General features: G+C 52.7%; 11 protein-coding genes, 1 tRNA gene, 3 rRNA genes and 1 pseudogene. 12 read left to right on the top strand and 4 right to left on the bottom strand.

Going from position 1 to position 16,702, the window contains the following annotated elements:
• Nucleotides 1-2 precede the first annotated feature (2 nt).
• Nucleotides 3-1,289, bottom strand: coding sequence for an efflux RND transporter periplasmic adaptor subunit (locus E7747_RS03900; RefSeq protein ID WP_123615636.1), 1,287 nt, complete (start codon nt 1,287-1,289; stop codon nt 3-5).
• Nucleotides 1,290-1,375: 86 nt separating this feature from the next.
• On the bottom strand, nt 1,376-1,531 hold the full coding sequence (locus E7747_RS16875) for a hypothetical protein (RefSeq protein WP_228449247.1): 156 nt from the start codon (nt 1,529-1,531) through the stop codon (nt 1,376-1,378).
• 219 nt (nt 1,532-1,750) lie between these two features.
• Between E7747_RS16875 and serC the strand changes: the two genes are divergently transcribed.
• From serC to E7747_RS03845, 11 genes and pseudogenes are all read left to right on the top strand, one after another.
• On the top strand, nt 1,751-2,821 hold the full coding sequence (gene serC / locus E7747_RS03895; RefSeq protein WP_123615637.1) for a 3-phosphoserine/phosphohydroxythreonine transaminase: 1,071 nt from the start codon (nt 1,751-1,753) through the stop codon (nt 2,819-2,821).
• 37 nt (nt 2,822-2,858) lie between these two features.
• Nucleotides 2,859-3,779, top strand: coding sequence for an NAD(P)-dependent oxidoreductase (locus E7747_RS03890; protein WP_136414225.1), 921 nt, complete (start codon nt 2,859-2,861; stop codon nt 3,777-3,779).
• Between the two features lie 653 nt (nt 3,780-4,432).
• Nucleotides 4,433-5,967 (top strand): 16S ribosomal RNA (locus tag E7747_RS03885).
• A 182-nt stretch (nt 5,968-6,149) separates the two neighbouring features.
• A tRNA-Ile gene (locus E7747_RS03880) sits at nt 6,150-6,223 on the top strand.
• A 216-nt stretch (nt 6,224-6,439) separates the two neighbouring features.
• Nucleotides 6,440-9,341 (top strand): 23S ribosomal RNA (locus E7747_RS03875).
• 200 nt (nt 9,342-9,541) lie between these two features.
• Nucleotides 9,542-9,650 (top strand): 5S ribosomal RNA (gene rrf, locus E7747_RS03870).
• The 16S, 23S and 5S rRNA genes sit together here with 1 tRNA gene alongside, the layout of an rRNA operon.
• A gap of 196 nt (nt 9,651-9,846) precedes the next feature.
• A pseudogene (gene lpxD / locus E7747_RS03865) lies at nt 9,847-10,865 on the top strand (UDP-3-O-(3-hydroxymyristoyl)glucosamine N-acyltransferase).
• A 19-nt stretch (nt 10,866-10,884) separates the two neighbouring features.
• A complete protein-coding gene (locus E7747_RS03860) occupies nt 10,885-12,267 on the top strand; it encodes a bifunctional UDP-3-O-[3-hydroxymyristoyl] N-acetylglucosamine deacetylase/3-hydroxyacyl-ACP dehydratase (RefSeq protein WP_123613971.1) in 1,383 nt (460 codons plus the stop codon).
• A gap of 10 nt (nt 12,268-12,277) precedes the next feature.
• Nucleotides 12,278-13,054: an acyl-ACP--UDP-N-acetylglucosamine O-acyltransferase gene (lpxA, locus tag E7747_RS03855; protein WP_123613972.1), complete on the top strand. Its 777-nt coding sequence runs from the start codon at nt 12,278-12,280 to the stop codon at nt 13,052-13,054.
• A 106-nt stretch (nt 13,055-13,160) separates the two neighbouring features.
• Nucleotides 13,161-14,123 carry an endonuclease gene (locus tag E7747_RS03850; RefSeq protein ID WP_168185219.1) on the top strand — a complete coding sequence of 321 codons (963 nt, stop codon included), beginning with the start codon at nt 13,161-13,163 and terminating at the stop codon, nt 14,121-14,123.
• On the top strand, nt 14,120-14,650 hold the full coding sequence (locus E7747_RS03845; protein WP_136414221.1) for a hypothetical protein: 531 nt from the start codon (nt 14,120-14,122) through the stop codon (nt 14,648-14,650). Before E7747_RS03850 ends, E7747_RS03845 begins: the two co-directional genes overlap by 4 nt.
• Before the next feature lie 53 nt (nt 14,651-14,703).
• Here the strand turns inward: E7747_RS03845 and smpB are convergent, their stop codons facing one another.
• Together smpB and E7747_RS03835 are read right to left on the bottom strand one after the other, a co-directional pair.
• Nucleotides 14,704-15,156 carry an SsrA-binding protein SmpB gene (gene smpB, locus E7747_RS03840; protein ID WP_136414219.1) on the bottom strand — a complete coding sequence of 151 codons (453 nt, stop codon included), beginning with the start codon at nt 15,154-15,156 and terminating at the stop codon, nt 14,704-14,706.
• A gap of 29 nt (nt 15,157-15,185) precedes the next feature.
• On the bottom strand, nt 15,186-15,731 hold the full coding sequence (locus E7747_RS03835; protein WP_123613976.1) for a hypothetical protein: 546 nt from the start codon (nt 15,729-15,731) through the stop codon (nt 15,186-15,188).
• 503 nt (nt 15,732-16,234) lie between these two features.
• Between E7747_RS03835 and E7747_RS03830 the strand changes: the two genes are divergently transcribed.
• A complete protein-coding gene (locus tag E7747_RS03830) occupies nt 16,235-16,657 on the top strand; it encodes a DUF3127 domain-containing protein (RefSeq protein WP_136414217.1) in 423 nt (140 codons plus the stop codon).
• Nucleotides 16,658-16,702: the final 45 nt, after the last annotated feature.

The following is a 16,702-nucleotide window of genomic DNA, read 5'->3' as shown; positions in this document are numbered from 1 at the left end:
GTTCAATCCTCCTTGACTTCAGTTTGCTGTGTGACCACTACATCGGCTGTTTCATCCGAAGTTTCTTCATCTTTTTTCTTTGGGGCGGGAATAGGATTGACCTTTATGCCGTGGGAAAGCTTATGGTAGCCTTCGACCACGAGTTTCTCGCCTTTGGCAAGGCCGCGTTCGACGATGGTCTTGTTGCCGACCTCGGGACCGAGTTCGATAAATCGCTTCTCGACAACGCTGTCGGGACGCACGACAAAGACGTAGGCGCCACCTTTTTCTATTACGAGCGATTTTGTCGGGACTTCAATCGCATTCTCGCGGACATCGAGGAGGACTTTCACTTTTGTGAATTCGCCCGGCAGCAGGCTGCGGTCGGGGTTAGGCATCTCGGCGCGTACGGAGAATGTGCCGGTCTTCGGGTCGACCTGCGGATCGGCGAAGTCGACAAGTCCCTTGTGGGGGTAGACCGAGCCGTCGGCAAGTGTGATGGTGACGAAAGAATTCCATTTGCGTTTCGCATCGGCATCGCCGAGGTTGACGTTGCGGTCTTTGCTGCGGAGATAGTCGAGAGCCGTCATCGAAAAATCGACTCTTACGGAATCGCTTTTCACCACAGTGGCGAGGAGCGATTTGCCTCCTGACGGGCCGACGAGAGTGCCGATGTCGGCGACGCGCTCGGAGATGTATCCTGAAATCGGCGAGCTTACACGAGTGTAGCCAAGGGTGAGTTCGGCCTGAGTGAGATCGGCCTCGCTGACGATTACTTCGGCGGTAGCGCTTTCGTAGGCTGCGGTCGCATTGTCGAGGTCGAGCTGCGAGGCTGCGTTCTGGGCATAGAGGGGTTTGATTCGGCTGAGGTCGCGTTCGGCTTTCTGGGCCTGAGCGCGTGCCTTGTTGAGTTGGGCGCGAGCCTTGTTGACATGCGCTTTATAGAGGCGCGGGTCAATCACGAAAAGGGTCTGGCCTTTTTCGATATAAGAACCTTCCTTGAAAAGCATGCTTTCGAGGTAGCCTTCGACACGTGCGTGGATTTCGACGAACTGCTGTGCGCGGATTCTGCCTACGTATTCACCATATATATTAACGTTAGCCGTGCCGACGGTCTCGACTTCGACGTTAGGGATTGATGCAGACTGTGTCTTCGGACGCGTGAAAAAATATATCGCGGCGGCAACAATGAGTCCCGCGAGAATTATTACGAGCCAAGCTTTAGTGGTATGTGGCGTGTGGCTTTTTACGGTTTTGAGACCAGTGGATACTTTCGAGCCTAATGATTTGCCGTTAAAGTTTAGAGTCATTGTGTCAGTTAGTGATGATTATTATTTTTTGCACCGGAAGAACTAAAACATCGTATAAACACTCAAGTCGCCATAAAGTTGGATGGCTATGTATTAAAAATGTTTAATGTCGGATGGACCGGGATATTTGCTTCGGGAGTAAAGTTAAATTTAAAAATCGAAGCGTCAAAACATGTGTCAATGAACGGACGGAATGTGACAATGAACGCATGGCCTACAGTCATGAGGATGGTGGCTGTCATGGATAGCTGAGTTCGAGGCTGATCGGAATGTGCAAAGGATAAAATATAGCCGGCGAAGATGGATTAATGAAAAATTTCCATAATTTTCATAATTTTTGTTGGCTCGAATGAAAAATTCGCTAAATTTGCGGAATATAAGCAGTGAACCAGCATGACGCACATTTCATGTAGCCGATCACATTAATTGTAAATGTCAACTTTCATACAAATTTATATAATATGAAGAAGCATAATTTTTCCGCCGGCCCTTCGATTCTGAGTGAATACACCATTAAGAATACGGCCGAAGCAGTCATTAATTTTGCCAACACAGGTCTCTCTCTCCTTGAGGTTTCACACCGCGGCAAAGAGTTTGTTGCTGTAATGGACGAAGCTCAGGCGCTTGTCAAGGAACTCCTTGATGTGCCCGAGGGTTATCATGTGCTTTATCTTGGTGGCGGCGCGAGCCTTCAGTTCTGCATGGCTCCGTTCAACCTCCTGCGCACCAAGGCCGGCTATCTCGACACCGGCACATGGGCGGCCAATGCCATCAAGGAAGCCAAGATTTTCGGTGAGGTAGAAGTGCTTGCTTCATCAAAAGAGGCCAACTATACCTATTATCCGAAGGGGTATACAGTGCCCGAGGATCTCGACTATTTCCACATCACCACCAATAATACAATCTACGGAACTGAGCTTCGCACAGATCCCGATGTGAAAGTGCCTCTCGTGGCAGACATGTCGTCGGATATTTTCTCGCGTCCTGTCGACGTATCCAAATATGATCTCATCTATGCCGGCGCACAGAAGAACCTCGGCCCGGCCGGCGCTACGCTTGTGATTGTCAAGGAAAGCGCTCTCGGCCACGTCGACCGCGTGATTCCCACCATGCTCGACTACCGCACCCACGTGAAGAAAGGCTCTATGTTCAACACTCCTCCAGTGCTCCCGGTGTTCTCGGCTCTCCAGACACTCCGTTATTATAAGGAAATGGGCGGCGTGAAGGAGATGGAGAAGCGCGACGTTGCCAAGGCCAAGCTTCTCTATGATGCAATCGACGCATCAAAGATGTTTGTCGGCACAGTGACCGATCCGGATTCCCGCTCGATTATGAATGTCACTTTCGTGATGACTCCCGAATACAAGGAGCTTGAGAAGGACTTCGTTGACTTCTGCGCTGCAAGAGGCATTGTCGGTATCAAGGGGCACCGTTCGGTAGGCGGTTTCCGTGCATCGCTCTACAACGCGTTGCCTATCGAGAGCGTGCAGGCGCTCGTCGACGCGATGAATGATTTCGAAAAGGCTCATTAATCGCAGGATTTATAAATTCATACAAGACAATTCGATTATGAAAGTCCTTATAGCAACAGAAAAACCTTTTGCAGCTGTCGCAGTCGACGGAATGCGCAAGGTTATCGAGGAGGCCGGGGCAGAACTCGTGCTTCTTGAAAAATACACCGACCGCAAGGATCTTCTCGCAGCGGTGGCCGATGTGGATGCGCTGATTATCCGCAGTGACAAGGTGGATGGCGAAGTCCTTGCCGCCGCTCCGAAGCTCAAGGTAGTGGTGAGAGCCGGCGCAGGCTACGATAATGTGGACCTCGAGGCAGCCACCGAGCGCGGTGTATGTGTCCAGAACACTCCGGGGCAGAATTCAAATGCCGTGGCCGAGCTTGTGTTCGGTCTTGCGGTGATGATGTGCCGCAACATGTATAACGGGACATCGGGTTCTGAACTCAAAGACAAGACGCTCGGCATTCAGGCATTCGGTCAGGTCGGTCGCAACGTTGCCCGCATAGCACGCGGTTTTGAGATGAATGTATCTGCTCTTGATCCTTATTGCCCGGACAATGTGATGGAGGATGCCGGTGTTTCGCCGGTGCATTCGGTCAAGGAGCTCTATCGCAACAACAAGGTTGTGTCCATTCATATCCCTGCTACTCCTGAAACACGCAAGTCGATCGGTTATGAGCTCATCATGTCAATGCCCAAAGGCGGTCTTCTTATAAACACCGCGCGTAAGGAGGTGATTGATGAGGAAGGTCTCATCAAGGCTCTTGACGAGCGTGCGGATATCAAGTATGCCGCCGATGTCGCGCCCGACCGTGCTGCGGAAATCAAGGAGCGTTTCGGCGACCGGGTGTTCTTCACACCAAAAAAGATGGGAGCTCAGACTTCGGAAGCGAATATCAATGCCGGAATCGCGGCCGCCCGTCAGGTGATTTCTTTCCTCACGACAGGAGAGGAGCGTTTCCGTGTTAACAAATAAACATCCTTCTGAGAAAATAAAGGGATAAAATAATTAACGTTTTTCTATCGCGCATCAGCAAACCGTTTGTTGATGCGCTTTTTTTCGATAATAGGGCAGGGGATATGAAAAAGAGACGATTTTGCATGAAAAAGGCTCGTTTTAGGGCTATTTTGGGGCAAAATTGCGGAAAAGTGTTAAAATTCTGTTAAAACACCATGAAAAATTTGGAGGTAATACAGAAAGTGTCTACCTTTGCACTCGCTTTTGAGAAGCAAACCTCACAGCGGTGAGGGGCTGGAGGTTGAAACGCTGAGAGACATTGAATTGTTCGACGATGAAATGTTAAACAAATGTTAAAATCTCGAAAAGATTTGCAGGTTTCGAAAATAAGACGTACCTTTGCAAAGTTTTCCGATAAACGCCACGAGGGGCGCTTCCGAAGAAAGCGACGAAGAGAACATTGAAATAATTGCAACAATAACGAAGTAGTACAAGAGTCATAAATTAGAAGTGAACTCTGTCAAATTTCCGAAGAAAATCCGGTGTTCAACCGAATAAGTCAGACAGGATCCGGCGCTGTTTCTGTGAAGGCAAAATAAAGAACAGAACAGACAGTCTTTCCTGCTTTCCTGCTCTATTATGAAATAGAAAAGAAAAAGAAAAGATAGATAACAACGAAGAGTTTGATCCTGGCTCAGGATGAACGCTAGCGACAGGCTTAACACATGCAAGTCGAGGGGCAGCGGGGGAGTAGCAATACTCCCGCCGGCGACCGGCGCACGGGTGAGTAACACGTATGAAACCTGCCCGTAGCAGGGGGATAAGCGGAAGAAATTCCGTCTAATACCGCGTAACAACCCATGGAGGCATCTCCGTGGGTTTAAAGGAAGCGATTCCGGCTACGGATGGTCATGCGTCGCATTAGCTAGTTGGCGGGGTAACGGCCCACCAAGGCGACGATGCGTAGGGGTTCTGAGAGGAAGGTCCCCCACACTGGTACTGAGACACGGACCAGACTCCTACGGGAGGCAGCAGTGAGGAATATTGGTCAATGGCCGCAGGGCTGAACCAGCCAAGTCGCGTGAGGGATGACGGTCCTATGGATTGTAAACCTCTTTTGTCAGGGAGCAAAGGGCGCCACGTGTGGCGCTTTGCGAGTACCTGAAGAAAAAGCATCGGCTAACTCCGTGCCAGCAGCCGCGGTAATACGGAGGATGCGAGCGTTATCCGGATTTATTGGGTTTAAAGGGTGCGCAGGCGGAATGTCAAGTCAGCGGTAAAATTTCGGGGCTCAACCCCGTCGTGCCGTTGAAACTGGCGTTCTTGAGTGAGCGAGAAGTATGCGGAATGCGTGGTGTAGCGGTGAAATGCATAGATATCACGCAGAACTCCGATTGCGAAGGCAGCATACCGGCGCTCAACTGACGCTCATGCACGAAAGCGTGGGTATCGAACAGGATTAGATACCCTGGTAGTCCACGCAGTAAACGATGAATACTAACTGTCCGGGCAGAATGATGCCTGGGTGGTACAGCGAAAGCGTTAAGTATTCCACCTGGGGAGTACGCCGGCAACGGTGAAACTCAAAGGAATTGACGGGGGCCCGCACAAGCGGAGGAACATGTGGTTTAATTCGATGATACGCGAGGAACCTTACCCGGGCTCAAACGACGGATGGATGTTTCTGAAAGGAGGCAGTCCTACGGGACATCCGTCGAGGTGCTGCATGGTTGTCGTCAGCTCGTGCCGTGAGGTGTCGGCTTAAGTGCCATAACGAGCGCAACCCCCATCGCCAGTTACCAGCAAGTAAAGTTGGGGACTCTGGCGAGACTGCCGGCGCAAGCTGTGAGGAAGGCGGGGATGACGTCAAATCAGCACGGCCCTTACGTCCGGGGCGACACACGTGTTACAATGGCAGGTACAGAGAGATGCGATGCGGCGACGCAGAGCGGAACTTCAAAGCCTGTCTCAGTTCGGATTGGAGTCTGCAACCCGACTCCATGAAGCTGGATTCGCTAGTAATCGCGCATCAGCCACGGCGCGGTGAATACGTTCCCGGGCCTTGTACACACCGCCCGTCAAGCCATGGAAGCCGGGAGTGCCTGAAGTGTGCAACCGCAAGGAGCGCCCTAAGGTAAAACCGGTGACTGGGGCTAAGTCGTAACAAGGTAGCCGTACCGGAAGGTGCGGCTGGAACACCTCCTTTCTGGAGCGGAGACAGCGGTCTCCGGGTCTGAAAGAAAGTCTGACGAAATATAGAAGGCTGGCACACGGATATGGAAATGTCCGGCGGGGTTCACGGACTCCGTACTGCTTCGGAAGTTGCAACTATCATAATTAATCCCGTGAAACGGATTCACAGCGGTCCTTCCTGAAGGGATTAAGCACAGTCCCTTAGCTCAGTTGGTTAGAGCGCTACACTGATAATGTAGAGGTCGGCAGTTCAACTCTGCCAGGGACTACACAAGAAAGAGGACATTGACATACTGGAAGCGAAGATACGCGAGACTCCATTGAAAAAATATGGAGCTTGCAAAATCGAAGCAAACACAACGAGTAAATCAAATCAAGCGAAACACGAGGCAACTCTGTTTCTTTGAATCGAGTCACAACAACAGGACGATTTCAGAGAGCGAGCCGAGTGATGTTCGAACCGATTGAAAAATACTAAGGTCATAAAGAAAGGAGATAAGGGCACATGAAGGATGCCTTGGCTCTCGGAGGCGACGAAGGACGTGATAAGCTGCGAAAAGCTGCGGGTAGGAGCAAATATCCCTTGATCCGCAGATGTCCGAATGGGGCAACCCACCGGCTTTCGGCCGGTACCTCCCATATAGGAGGGGCAAACCCGGGGAACTGAAACATCTCAGTACCCGGAGGAAGAGAAAATAAACCAATGATTGCGCAAGTAGTGGCGAGCGAACGCGCAAGAGCCCAAACCGGCCGCGTTTCGGCGCGGACCGGGGTTGTAGGACCGTCGACGAATGGACAGCGGGCGCATAGCCGAACCTTCTGGAAAGGAGGGCCGCAGCGGGTGAGAGCCCCGTAGGCGAAATGCAAGAGCTGACAGAGACGGCACCTGAGTAAGCCGGGACACGAGGAATCCTGGCCGAATCCGCGGGGACCATCCCGTAAGGCTAAATACTACCGAGAGACCGATAGCGAACCAGTACCGTGAGGGAAAGGTGAAAAGAACCTCGAACAGAGGAGTGAAACAGACCCTGAAATCATGTGCCTACAAGCGGTCGGAGCTGTTTAGTACAGTGACGGCGTGCCTTTTGCATAATGAACCTACGAGTTACCGTCGTTGGCGAGGCTAAGCACTTCAGGTGCGGAGCCGAAGCGAAAGCGAGTCTGAACAAGGCGCCTTCAGTCAGCGGCGGTAGACGCGAAACCAAGTGATCTACCCTTGGGCAGGTTGAAGGTGGGGTAACACCCACTGGAGGACCGAACCGGTAAGCGTTGAAAAGCTTTCGGATGACCTGAGGGTAGGAGTGAAAGGCCAATCAAACTTGGAGATAGCTCGTACTCCCCGAAATGCATTTAGGTGCAGCCTCGGGCGCAGTACCGTGGAGGTAGAGCGACTGATAGGATGCGAGGGCTTCACCGCCTATCAAGTCCTGACAAACTCCGAATGCCACGGCACGGTCCCCGGGAGTGAGGGCGCGGGTGCTAAGGTCCGCGTCCGAGAGAGGAACAACTCAGACCACCGTCCAAGGCCCCCAAATCCGGGCTAAGTTGAAGACAATAACGAGGTGGGATTGCAAGGACAGCTAGGATGTTGGCTTGGAAGCAGCCATTCATTTAAAGAGTGCGTAACAGCTCACTAGTCGAGTGATCCCGCATGGATAATAATCGGGCATAAGTCCGGTGCCGAAGACGTGGAATCATGCGTAATGCATGATTGGTAGGGGAGCATTCCGGTAACCGCTGAAGGCGTGGCGCGAGCCGCGCTGGAGGAGCCGGAAAAGCAAATGTAGGTATAAGTAACGACAAAGGGGGCGGGAAACCCCCTCGCCGCAAGACCAAGGGTTTCTGATCAACGCTAATCGGATCAGAGTCAGTCGGGACCTAAGGGGCAGCCGCAAGGCGTACCCGATGGAAGAAACGGTCAACATTCCGTTACTCCTGTATGGAGTGATGTGGAGACGGAGAAGTGACACTCCCGCGTGCTGACGGAATAGCACGTTGAACCGCGTAGGTATACGCCCGGCAGGCAAATCCGCCGGGGGTGCTGAAACGGGACAGTACGGAGAGCCCCCGAGGCAATCCGACAGCGGAGGTAACCATGCTCCCGAGAAAATCCGCTAAACTTAATCCATGCAGGACCCGTACCCCAAACCGACACAGGTGGTCGGGTAGAACATACCAAGGCGCTCGAGAGATTCACGGTTAAGGAACTAGGCAAACTGACCCCGTAACTTCGGGATAAGGGGTCCCTCCCTCCGGGGAGGGCGCAGAGAATAGGTCCAGGCAACTGTTTAACAAAAACACAGGGCTGTGCGAAATTGAAAGATGAAGAATACAGCCTGACACCTGCCCGGTGCCGGAAGGTTAAGAGGAGATGTCACCGCAAGGGAAGCATTGAATTGAAGCCCCGGTAAACGGCGGCCGTAACTATAACGGTCCTAAGGTAGCGAAATTCCTTGTCGGGTAAGTTCCGACCTGCACGAATGGTGTAATGATCCGGACACTGTCTCAACCGTGAGCTCGGTGAAATTGTAGTATCGGTGAAGATGCCGATTACCCGCAACGGGACGAAAAGACCCCGTGAACCTTTACTGCAGCTTAGCACTGTGACCGGGTGTGCGATGTGTAGGATAGTCAGGAGACATCGAAGCGGTGACGCCAGTCACCGTGGAGTCGGCGTTGAAATACTGACCTTTGCACATTTGGTCTCTAACTCGCGTTGGCGAGGACACTGCTTGGTGGGTAGTTTGACTGGGGTGGTCGCCTCCAAAAGCGTAACGGAGGCTTCTAAAGGTGCGCTCAGGCCGATTGGTAACCGGCCGCAGAGTGTAATGGCACAAGCGCGCTTGACTGAGAGACAGACAAGTCGAACAGGTAGGAAACTAGAGCATAGTGATCCGGTGGTTCCGTATGGAAGGGCCATCGCTCAAAGGATAAAAGGTACTCCGGGGATAACAGGCTGATCCCTCCCAAGAGCTCATATCGACGGAGTGGTTTGGCACCTCGATGTCGGCTCGTCACATCCGGGGCTGGAGAAGGTCCCAAGGGTTAGGCTGTTCGCCTATTAAAGTGGCACGCGAGCTGGGTTCAGAACGTCGTGAGACAGTTCGGTCTCTATCTGTTGTGGGCGCGGGAGATTTGCGAGGCCCCGACACTAGTACGAGAGGACCGTGTTGGACCGACCTCCGGTTTACCGGTTGTTCCGCCAGGAGCACCGCCGGGTAGCCGCGTCGGGTAAGGATAAGTGCTGAAAGCATCTAAGCACGAAGCCCCCCTCAAGATAAGATCTCCACACAAGGGCCGTTTAAGACGAAGACGTAGATAGGCCGCAGGTGCAGGTACGGTAACGTACACAGCCGAGCGGTACTAATCGCCCAAACCCTTTCTTGGGAGCAATCCCAAAAAATAGCCTTCCCATTGATGGAAGGACAGTTTCAGTCGCTGAATCGTACATCCGCTGGCAAACGTAACAAGGCCTCGGGAATCGTTCGGTGGCCGGTTCAAGAGAAGGTTACTCATGTAGCTTCACTTCGCTTCCACCGCCTCTTTCTAACCTTACAAGGCAGGATACAGTTCCTGACCGCAGACACTAAGGTGGCCATAGCGTGAGGGCTCCACCTCTTCCCATTCCGAACAGAGAAGTTAAACCTCACCACGTCGATGATACTGCGAAAGTGGGAAAGTAGATAACCGCCCCTTCTAAACGACCGAAGCCTGAGATGCAGATTGCGTCTCAGGCTTCGGCTTTTTTATGCCCTCTTTTAAAGGGGCTTATCCGATATTTGGATGGATTTGTTTGACGTTCCGTAAATTTATTGTAATTTTGCATGGGAATGACTGCCAGCGGCCATCCTAACATTATATTAATCAAGATAATTAAACCTCGTCACATAACATGGAGCTTACTGCGTCACAACTCGCGGCTATAGTCAACGGAACTGTTGAAGGTGATGAAAACGTAAAAGTCAGCACATTTGCGCGAATAGAGGAGGGCCATAGCGGCGCTCTTTCGTTTCTGGCAAATCCCAAATACACCCATCATATCTATTCGACCGACTCATCGGTTGTGTTGGTAAAGAAAGATTTCACGCCTGAGCATCCTGTCAAGGCTACTCTTATACGTGTGGATGACCGTATGCGACCGTGGCTCATCTTCTTGAAATGGTCACACAGATGTCGAAGGTCGAGAAGGCAGGCATCGAGACACCGTCGTTTATCTCGGAAGGGGTCGATGTCCCTGAGGATGCCTACGTTGGTGCATTTGCCTATATCGGCAAGGGAGTGAAGCTCGCTCCGGGTGTCAAGATTTATCCTCAGGTCTACATCGGTGACGGCTGCGAGGTCGGAGAAGGCTCTGTGCTTTATGCCGGGGTTAAAATCTATGCCGGCTGCAAGGTGGGCAAACGTTGCATCATCCATTCGGGTGCGGTCATCGGCGCTGACGGATTCGGTTTCGCACCGATCGACGGGGGGTATGAAAAAATTCCCCAGACTGGCAATGTCGAAATCGAGGATGATGTTGAAATCGGAGCAAACACCACCATAGACCGTGCGATGATGGGGGCGACCAGAATCGGCAGGGGTGTGAAGCTCGACAATCTTATCCAGATCGCACACAACTGTTCGGTCGGCGAGCACACCGTGATGGCCGCGCAGGCCGGAGTTGCCGGCTCGGCGAAAATAGGGGCTCACTGTATGGTGGGCGGTCAGGTCGGTTTTGTCGGACATATCTCGATTGCCGACGGGACTCAGATCGGCGCTCAGAGCGGTGTCAGCAAGCCGACGAAGCCGGGTGACCGTGTGATGGGTTCGCCGGCTGTGGATATGGGTGAATATGCCCGCGGCCTTGTCTATGCCAAGAAGCTCGGTTCGCTCTACGAGAGGGTAAAGGAGCTTGAGAAGAAGATAAAATAAGAAAATACAACAAATATATATGAATCAGAAGACATTGAACGGCGAGTTTACGCTCACCGGCAAGGGGCTGCACACCGGCCTTGAGATTACAGCGCGTTTCATGCCTGCGCCCGACAACCACGGTTATAAATTCAAGCGTGTCGACCTTGAGGGACAGCCCGAGATTGATGCACTTGCCGAAAATGTTGTCGCCACGAACCGCGGCACTGTAATCGCTAAGGGTGAAGCGCGTGTCTCTACAATCGAGCATGCAATGGCTGCTCTCTATGCCGCAGGTGTCGACAATGTGCTTATCGAGGTCAACGCGCCTGAAATGCCGATCCTCGACGGTAGCGCACGCTATTACTGCGAGGAGATTGCCCGCGTAGGGCTTCAGGACCAGAAAGCCGACAAGGATTTCTTCTATATCAAATCGAAGATCGAAGTCCGCGACGAGGCTACAGGTTCGTCGATCCTCGTGCTGCCCGATGATGAATTTTCGGCTGACGTGAAGATTGATTTCAATTCCGTGGTGCTCAACAACCAGTTTGCGACTCTCGACACGATGGATAATTTCGCTTCGGAAATCGGATCGAGCCGCACATTCGTGTTCGTGCGCGAAATCGAGCCGCTTGTCAAGGGTAATCTCATCAAGGGAGGCGACCTCGACAACGCGATTGTCATCTACGACACCCCTATGGAACAGTCGGAGCTTGACCGTCTTGCCGACCTGATGAATGTGCCGCGCAAGGATGTCAGCGAGTTCGGCTATATCAACGACGCGCCTCTGACCAATGAGAACGAGCCCGCACGCCATAAGCTTCTCGATCTTATAGGCGACATCGCACTCATCGGCCGTCCGCTCAAGGGCCGTGTCATCGCCACACGTCCGGGTCATTCGATCAATACCACTTTTGCAAAGAAAATCCGTCGCGAAATCAAGCATCAGGAGGTACAGGCACCCGTCTACAATCCCAATAAAGAGCCGCTGATGGACAACAACCGTATCCGCGAGCTCATCCCCCACCGCTATCCTTTCCTTCTCGTTGACAAAATCATCGAGAAAGGCACTAACTATATCGTGGGCGTGAAGAACATCACCGTCAACGAACCATTCTTCCAAGGACATTTCCCGCAAGAGCCCGTGTTGCCCGGAGTGCTTCAGATCGAGGCTATGGCGCAGACCGGCGGTCTGCTCGTGCTCAGCGGACTCGACGAGCCGGAGCGCTACTCGACCTATTTCATGAAGATAGACAATGTGAAGTTCCGCCAGAAGGTAGTCCCGGGCGATACGCTGATTTTCCACGTGTCGTTCATGACCGAGCTTCGTCGCGGATGCGCCATGATGAAGGGCTATGCTTTCGTCGGCGAGAAGATTGTCACCGAGTGTGAGTTCATGGCCCAGATTATCAAGAACAAATAAAATCTTAGCAATGAAACAACCTTTAGCATACGTCCATCCCGCTGCGAAGATTCATCCCAGCGTGGTGATAGATCCGTTTGTGACCATAGAACAGAACGTTGAAATCGGTGAGGGAACACGCATCGGTTCTAACGTGACAATCATGGATGGTGCGCGGATCGGCAAGAACTGCACCATTTTTCCCGGCGCTGTGATTTCGGGCCCTCCTCAGGATCTGAAGTTCAGAGGCGAGGATTCGGTTGCCATAATCGGCGACAACACCGTAATCCGCGAATGTGTCACTGTCCACCGCGGCACAGCTTCGAAGGGCAAGACCGTCGTTGGAAGCAACTGTCTCATCATGGCCTACTGCCATGTGGCTCATGACTGTGTTGTTGGCGACAATGTGATTATGTCGAATGCCGTGCAGTGTGCCGGCGAGGTCGTCATCGACGATTACGCAGTGATCGGCGGCGGTGCGCTCATCCATCAGTTCTGTCACATCGGTCCGCATGTGATGCTTCAGGGCGGCGCTCTTGTCAACAAGGATATTCCTCCATACGTCAAGGCCGGACGCGATCCCATCGCATACGCCGGAGTCAACTCCATCGGTCTGCGCCGCCGCGGTTTCTCAAACGAGACCATCCGCGATATTCAGGAAACATACCGCTACCTCTATCTCTCGGGTCTGAACAACTCGGATGCCGTCGAGCGTATCGAGGCCGAGCTGCCTGCGACCAAGGAGCGCGATGAAATCATCCTTTTCGTCCGCAACTCCAAGCGCGGCATAGTCAGAGGCTACGTATAATCCGTGTCGCTGACCGGGACTGCCGCCGGGATTGCCCGGCGACGGCCAAAATAAAACTCTCTACCTCACTCAAAAATACTGAATCACGATGAGACGCTTTGTCTCCATGATAATGATATCGGGCGCTTCGGCCATCACCTTTGCGGTGGCCGGAGTGCCCTTTAACGGTAAAAAGGGGGCGGCGCTGCTTGAGGCGGTGGCCTCGTCGAGCCGTCCTTCGGCCGTGGTGCAGCGACATGATCTGAATTTCGGGATGACCGATGAATTTACTGGGACAGCTGTCGAAATCAAGTCCGGAGCGCTCCCGGATGGCTATGAATGGGGCTGCCTGATTCCGGCTGAATGGTGGTCAAATTCGTGGGAGGTCTACGGGGCGGCTGTGAGCGGTGACATCTACAACATAGTGCCTTTGTGTGGCGACGTGAGAAGCTACCGCCGTGACCTTGCACCGGTGGAAAGTGTCGGGAAACCGGCATACAGCAACGGTTTGTGGAGCGCAGGGCTGACGGTGCTTTACGGTGTGGAGACCGAGGCTTACAGCCCTCCTGCGGCATTGCGCGGTGAGCTGGCAAGGGCTTTCATGTATATGGCTGTTGTCTACCATGTGGCGACATGGACTGAGCGTGCGTATATGATGATGGTCGGATATGCCTATCCGGGGCTTACGGACTATGCGATACCGCTGCTGCTCGACTGGCACAGGGCGAATCCACCGTCGGTTCACGAAATTGCGAAAAACGAGCGCGGAGAGCGCCTGCAGGGCAACCGTAATCCTTTTGTGGACTATCCAGAACTTGCCGAATATCTGTGGGGCATCCACAGGGACGAGCAGTTTGTGGTCGACGGAGAGCCGATGCCGTTGCGCGGGGTCTATACTCTGGCCGACGCGCGCATCGACCTGTTTTCTCCGGAAGTTCCTGCGGATGCGGCATGGACGGTCAACGGAATCCCAGTATCGTCTGATTTCGTCGTTCCGGCCGAGCTTGGTGCCGGGACGCATAAGTTTGCCTACTCGTCGGCTTCGACGGGTGAGCGAGGTATTGTCATGATCAAAGTGGAAAGGAAATGAGACGGAGAGAGATAATATTGAGACGCATGATGGTGAAGTGGCTGCCAGTGATGGTTCTCTGTATTGTGCTGGTTGCATCGCAGGGGTGTGAACGCGGTTATGACGCTCCACGGCGGGAAGAAGGGGCGGATGGTAACGGGGGCAAGGAAGAGGTGAAACCTCCAAAGCCTTCCGGCGGTGACCGTCCCGGTCCGACAGACAAGGATTTTGATTTTACGGCTGAACTTGCCGACGGAGTGGTGCGCTACGACGGCCGTGGTGTGACGCTGCGGTTTGACAGAGCCGGAGTATTGGTGAAAGTCCATGCCGACGGGCGGCGGGAGCTGATTGACCTCGACGGCACGTCGCGTGTAGGATTCGTGGCCGGAACTATGAGAACTGATTCTCTGTTTGAGGGTTCGGGACTGACTGTCGACGGCAGCGACATCGCGCTTGAAAGCGTGAGGATGAAAAAACAGACCGCCGAAGCGGTCTGGTATCATGCGGTTGACAGCGACGGGCGCAGTCATATACTTGTATTGCCGTAGAATAAGGCGGTGTGTAGGGCGCTCATGGAGGACGCCGTGCTGTGGAGCGCGGCTTATTTCTGCATCATGCGTGCCATCGTCACCTTGTCTTCGCGCTCCTTGATTGACTGTCGCTTGTCGTATTCCTTCTTACCACGGGCTATTCCGATGACAAGTTTTGCAAGTCCGCGGTCGTTGATGAACAGGCGCAGCGGGATGATGGTAAATCCGGTCTCCTTGCCGTTTTTTTCGAGTTTCGCGATTTCCTTTTTGTTGAGCAGGAGCTTTCGGTCGCGACGGGCGGCGTGGTTGTTGTAAGTGCCGTAGAAATATTCGGCTATATACATGTTTTTGACCCATACCTCGCCCTTGTCGACATAGCAGAATGTGTCGGCGAGCGAAGCTTTGCCCTGACGGATTGATTTGATTTCTGTCCCGGTGAGGACTATGCCTGCGGTAAACGTATCGCTGATGGCATAGTCATAGGTGGCGCGTTTGTTTTTTATATTTATGTCTTTTGAAATCATAATTGGCTTTGTGTGTCTGATGGATTGTCTTATCCTATAACAAGTGAAAACAGGAAATAGAAAATGTAGAGAGGCATGAGCACGCCGAGGATGGCGATAATCATGAACAGACCGGTGCGGTCTTTGCTCACTTCCATGTAGCGGCAGCCTTTCCACTGGATAAGCGCCACATAGAAGGGGAGGAAAAAGAGCATTTCTTTTGTCACCGGCAGGACGTTGATCACGAGCGATATCAAAGCGAGGAGGCCGAGCGTGTAGAGCACAAACGTGTTGCTCCGAGTCTCGTTATAGCGTTTTTCGAGGGTGGGTTCTACGAAAAGCGACAGTGCGAAGACTCCGAAGAAGTATGACACAAAATAGACAAGGAAGCTCATGATCATACGCATGAACAGCACGATGAATTCCTCGTGGTGGTAGACACCCTGCATGAACACGCTGACAGATGTGAGTGCTATTAGCGGATAGTAACCCTTGACGGCAATGTCGCGCGGAGGAATATCGGCTTTGTCAATGTCCTCCCAGCCGTTACCGGGCGAAAGGATCAATTGTAAAAGATGTTTGAGATAGCGCTTCATAATCCGTAGGGTTGTAATAGTTGAGTCCGTTTTTTGTCGTGGTTGCATTATGTCACACTGCCGGTCTGCGGTCCGCTCCGTGTGGAATGGCAGTGAATACGTTGCAAAATTACACAGAATCTGCGAAAATCACCATATTTCGGGGGATGGAAATTCTGCTGACCGTCGTGATAATTCTTCCGGGAGGATTGAATGGTTGATGGTCGGTGGGAAAATAGAAGTTTTGCTGCCGGCTTGGCTTCGGGGAGAGAGTCTGTTGAAAAGATTGTTGAAAAGTGAGGGGCGGTTTTGTTGGAGAGTCGGGGATTTTTGACTACTTTTGTGGTCAGCCTTTGATTTTTGCAGCGGTGGCTCATCGGGGCTGACGAATCCTGCGGGATGTCATTTCGAGAGATGCCGACAAAGCTGCGAATCAGGGAGCTAAGGGGCTGTTAAAAAATTCTTGTTAATTTTAAACATCCTCCGCGAATGTTGAATAAATTAAGAAAACTCAATATCCAAACATGGAAGTAACAGGAAAAATCATCGTGGCGCTCCCCGAAGTGGGTGGCACTTCCCAGAAGGGAAATGCGTGGAAGAAGCGCGAATATGTGCTTGAGACACAGGAAACCTATCCCCGCAAGGTGTTCTTCAATTTCTTCGGAGACCGCGTGGACCAGTATCCTCTTCAGGTCGGCCAGCTTGTGAAGATCAGCTTTGACATAGACAGCCGTGAATATAACGGCCGTTGGTATGTTGAAGTGCGTGCATGGAAGGCAGAGGACGCCACAGCAATGGCCGCCGCTCCGCAGCCTGCCGCATACGGCGCTCCCGCAGCCTACGGACCTGCCCAGAATATGCCTCAGGGCTATGCGGCACCTTCGGCCGCTCCAGTTCCTCCGATGCCCGACCTCACTCCGTCGGCTACTGACGATCTGCCTTTCTGATAGTGTCGGATATGTTGTGACGACGTGAGAGTCAGCCGGACAGAG

This window comes from Duncaniella dubosii (assembly GCF_004803915.1).
Lineage (GTDB): Bacteria > Bacteroidota > Bacteroidia > Bacteroidales > Muribaculaceae > Duncaniella > Duncaniella dubosii.
Note: the sequence above shows the minus strand (reverse complement) of the source record. Positions and strands in the feature narration are given on the sequence as shown.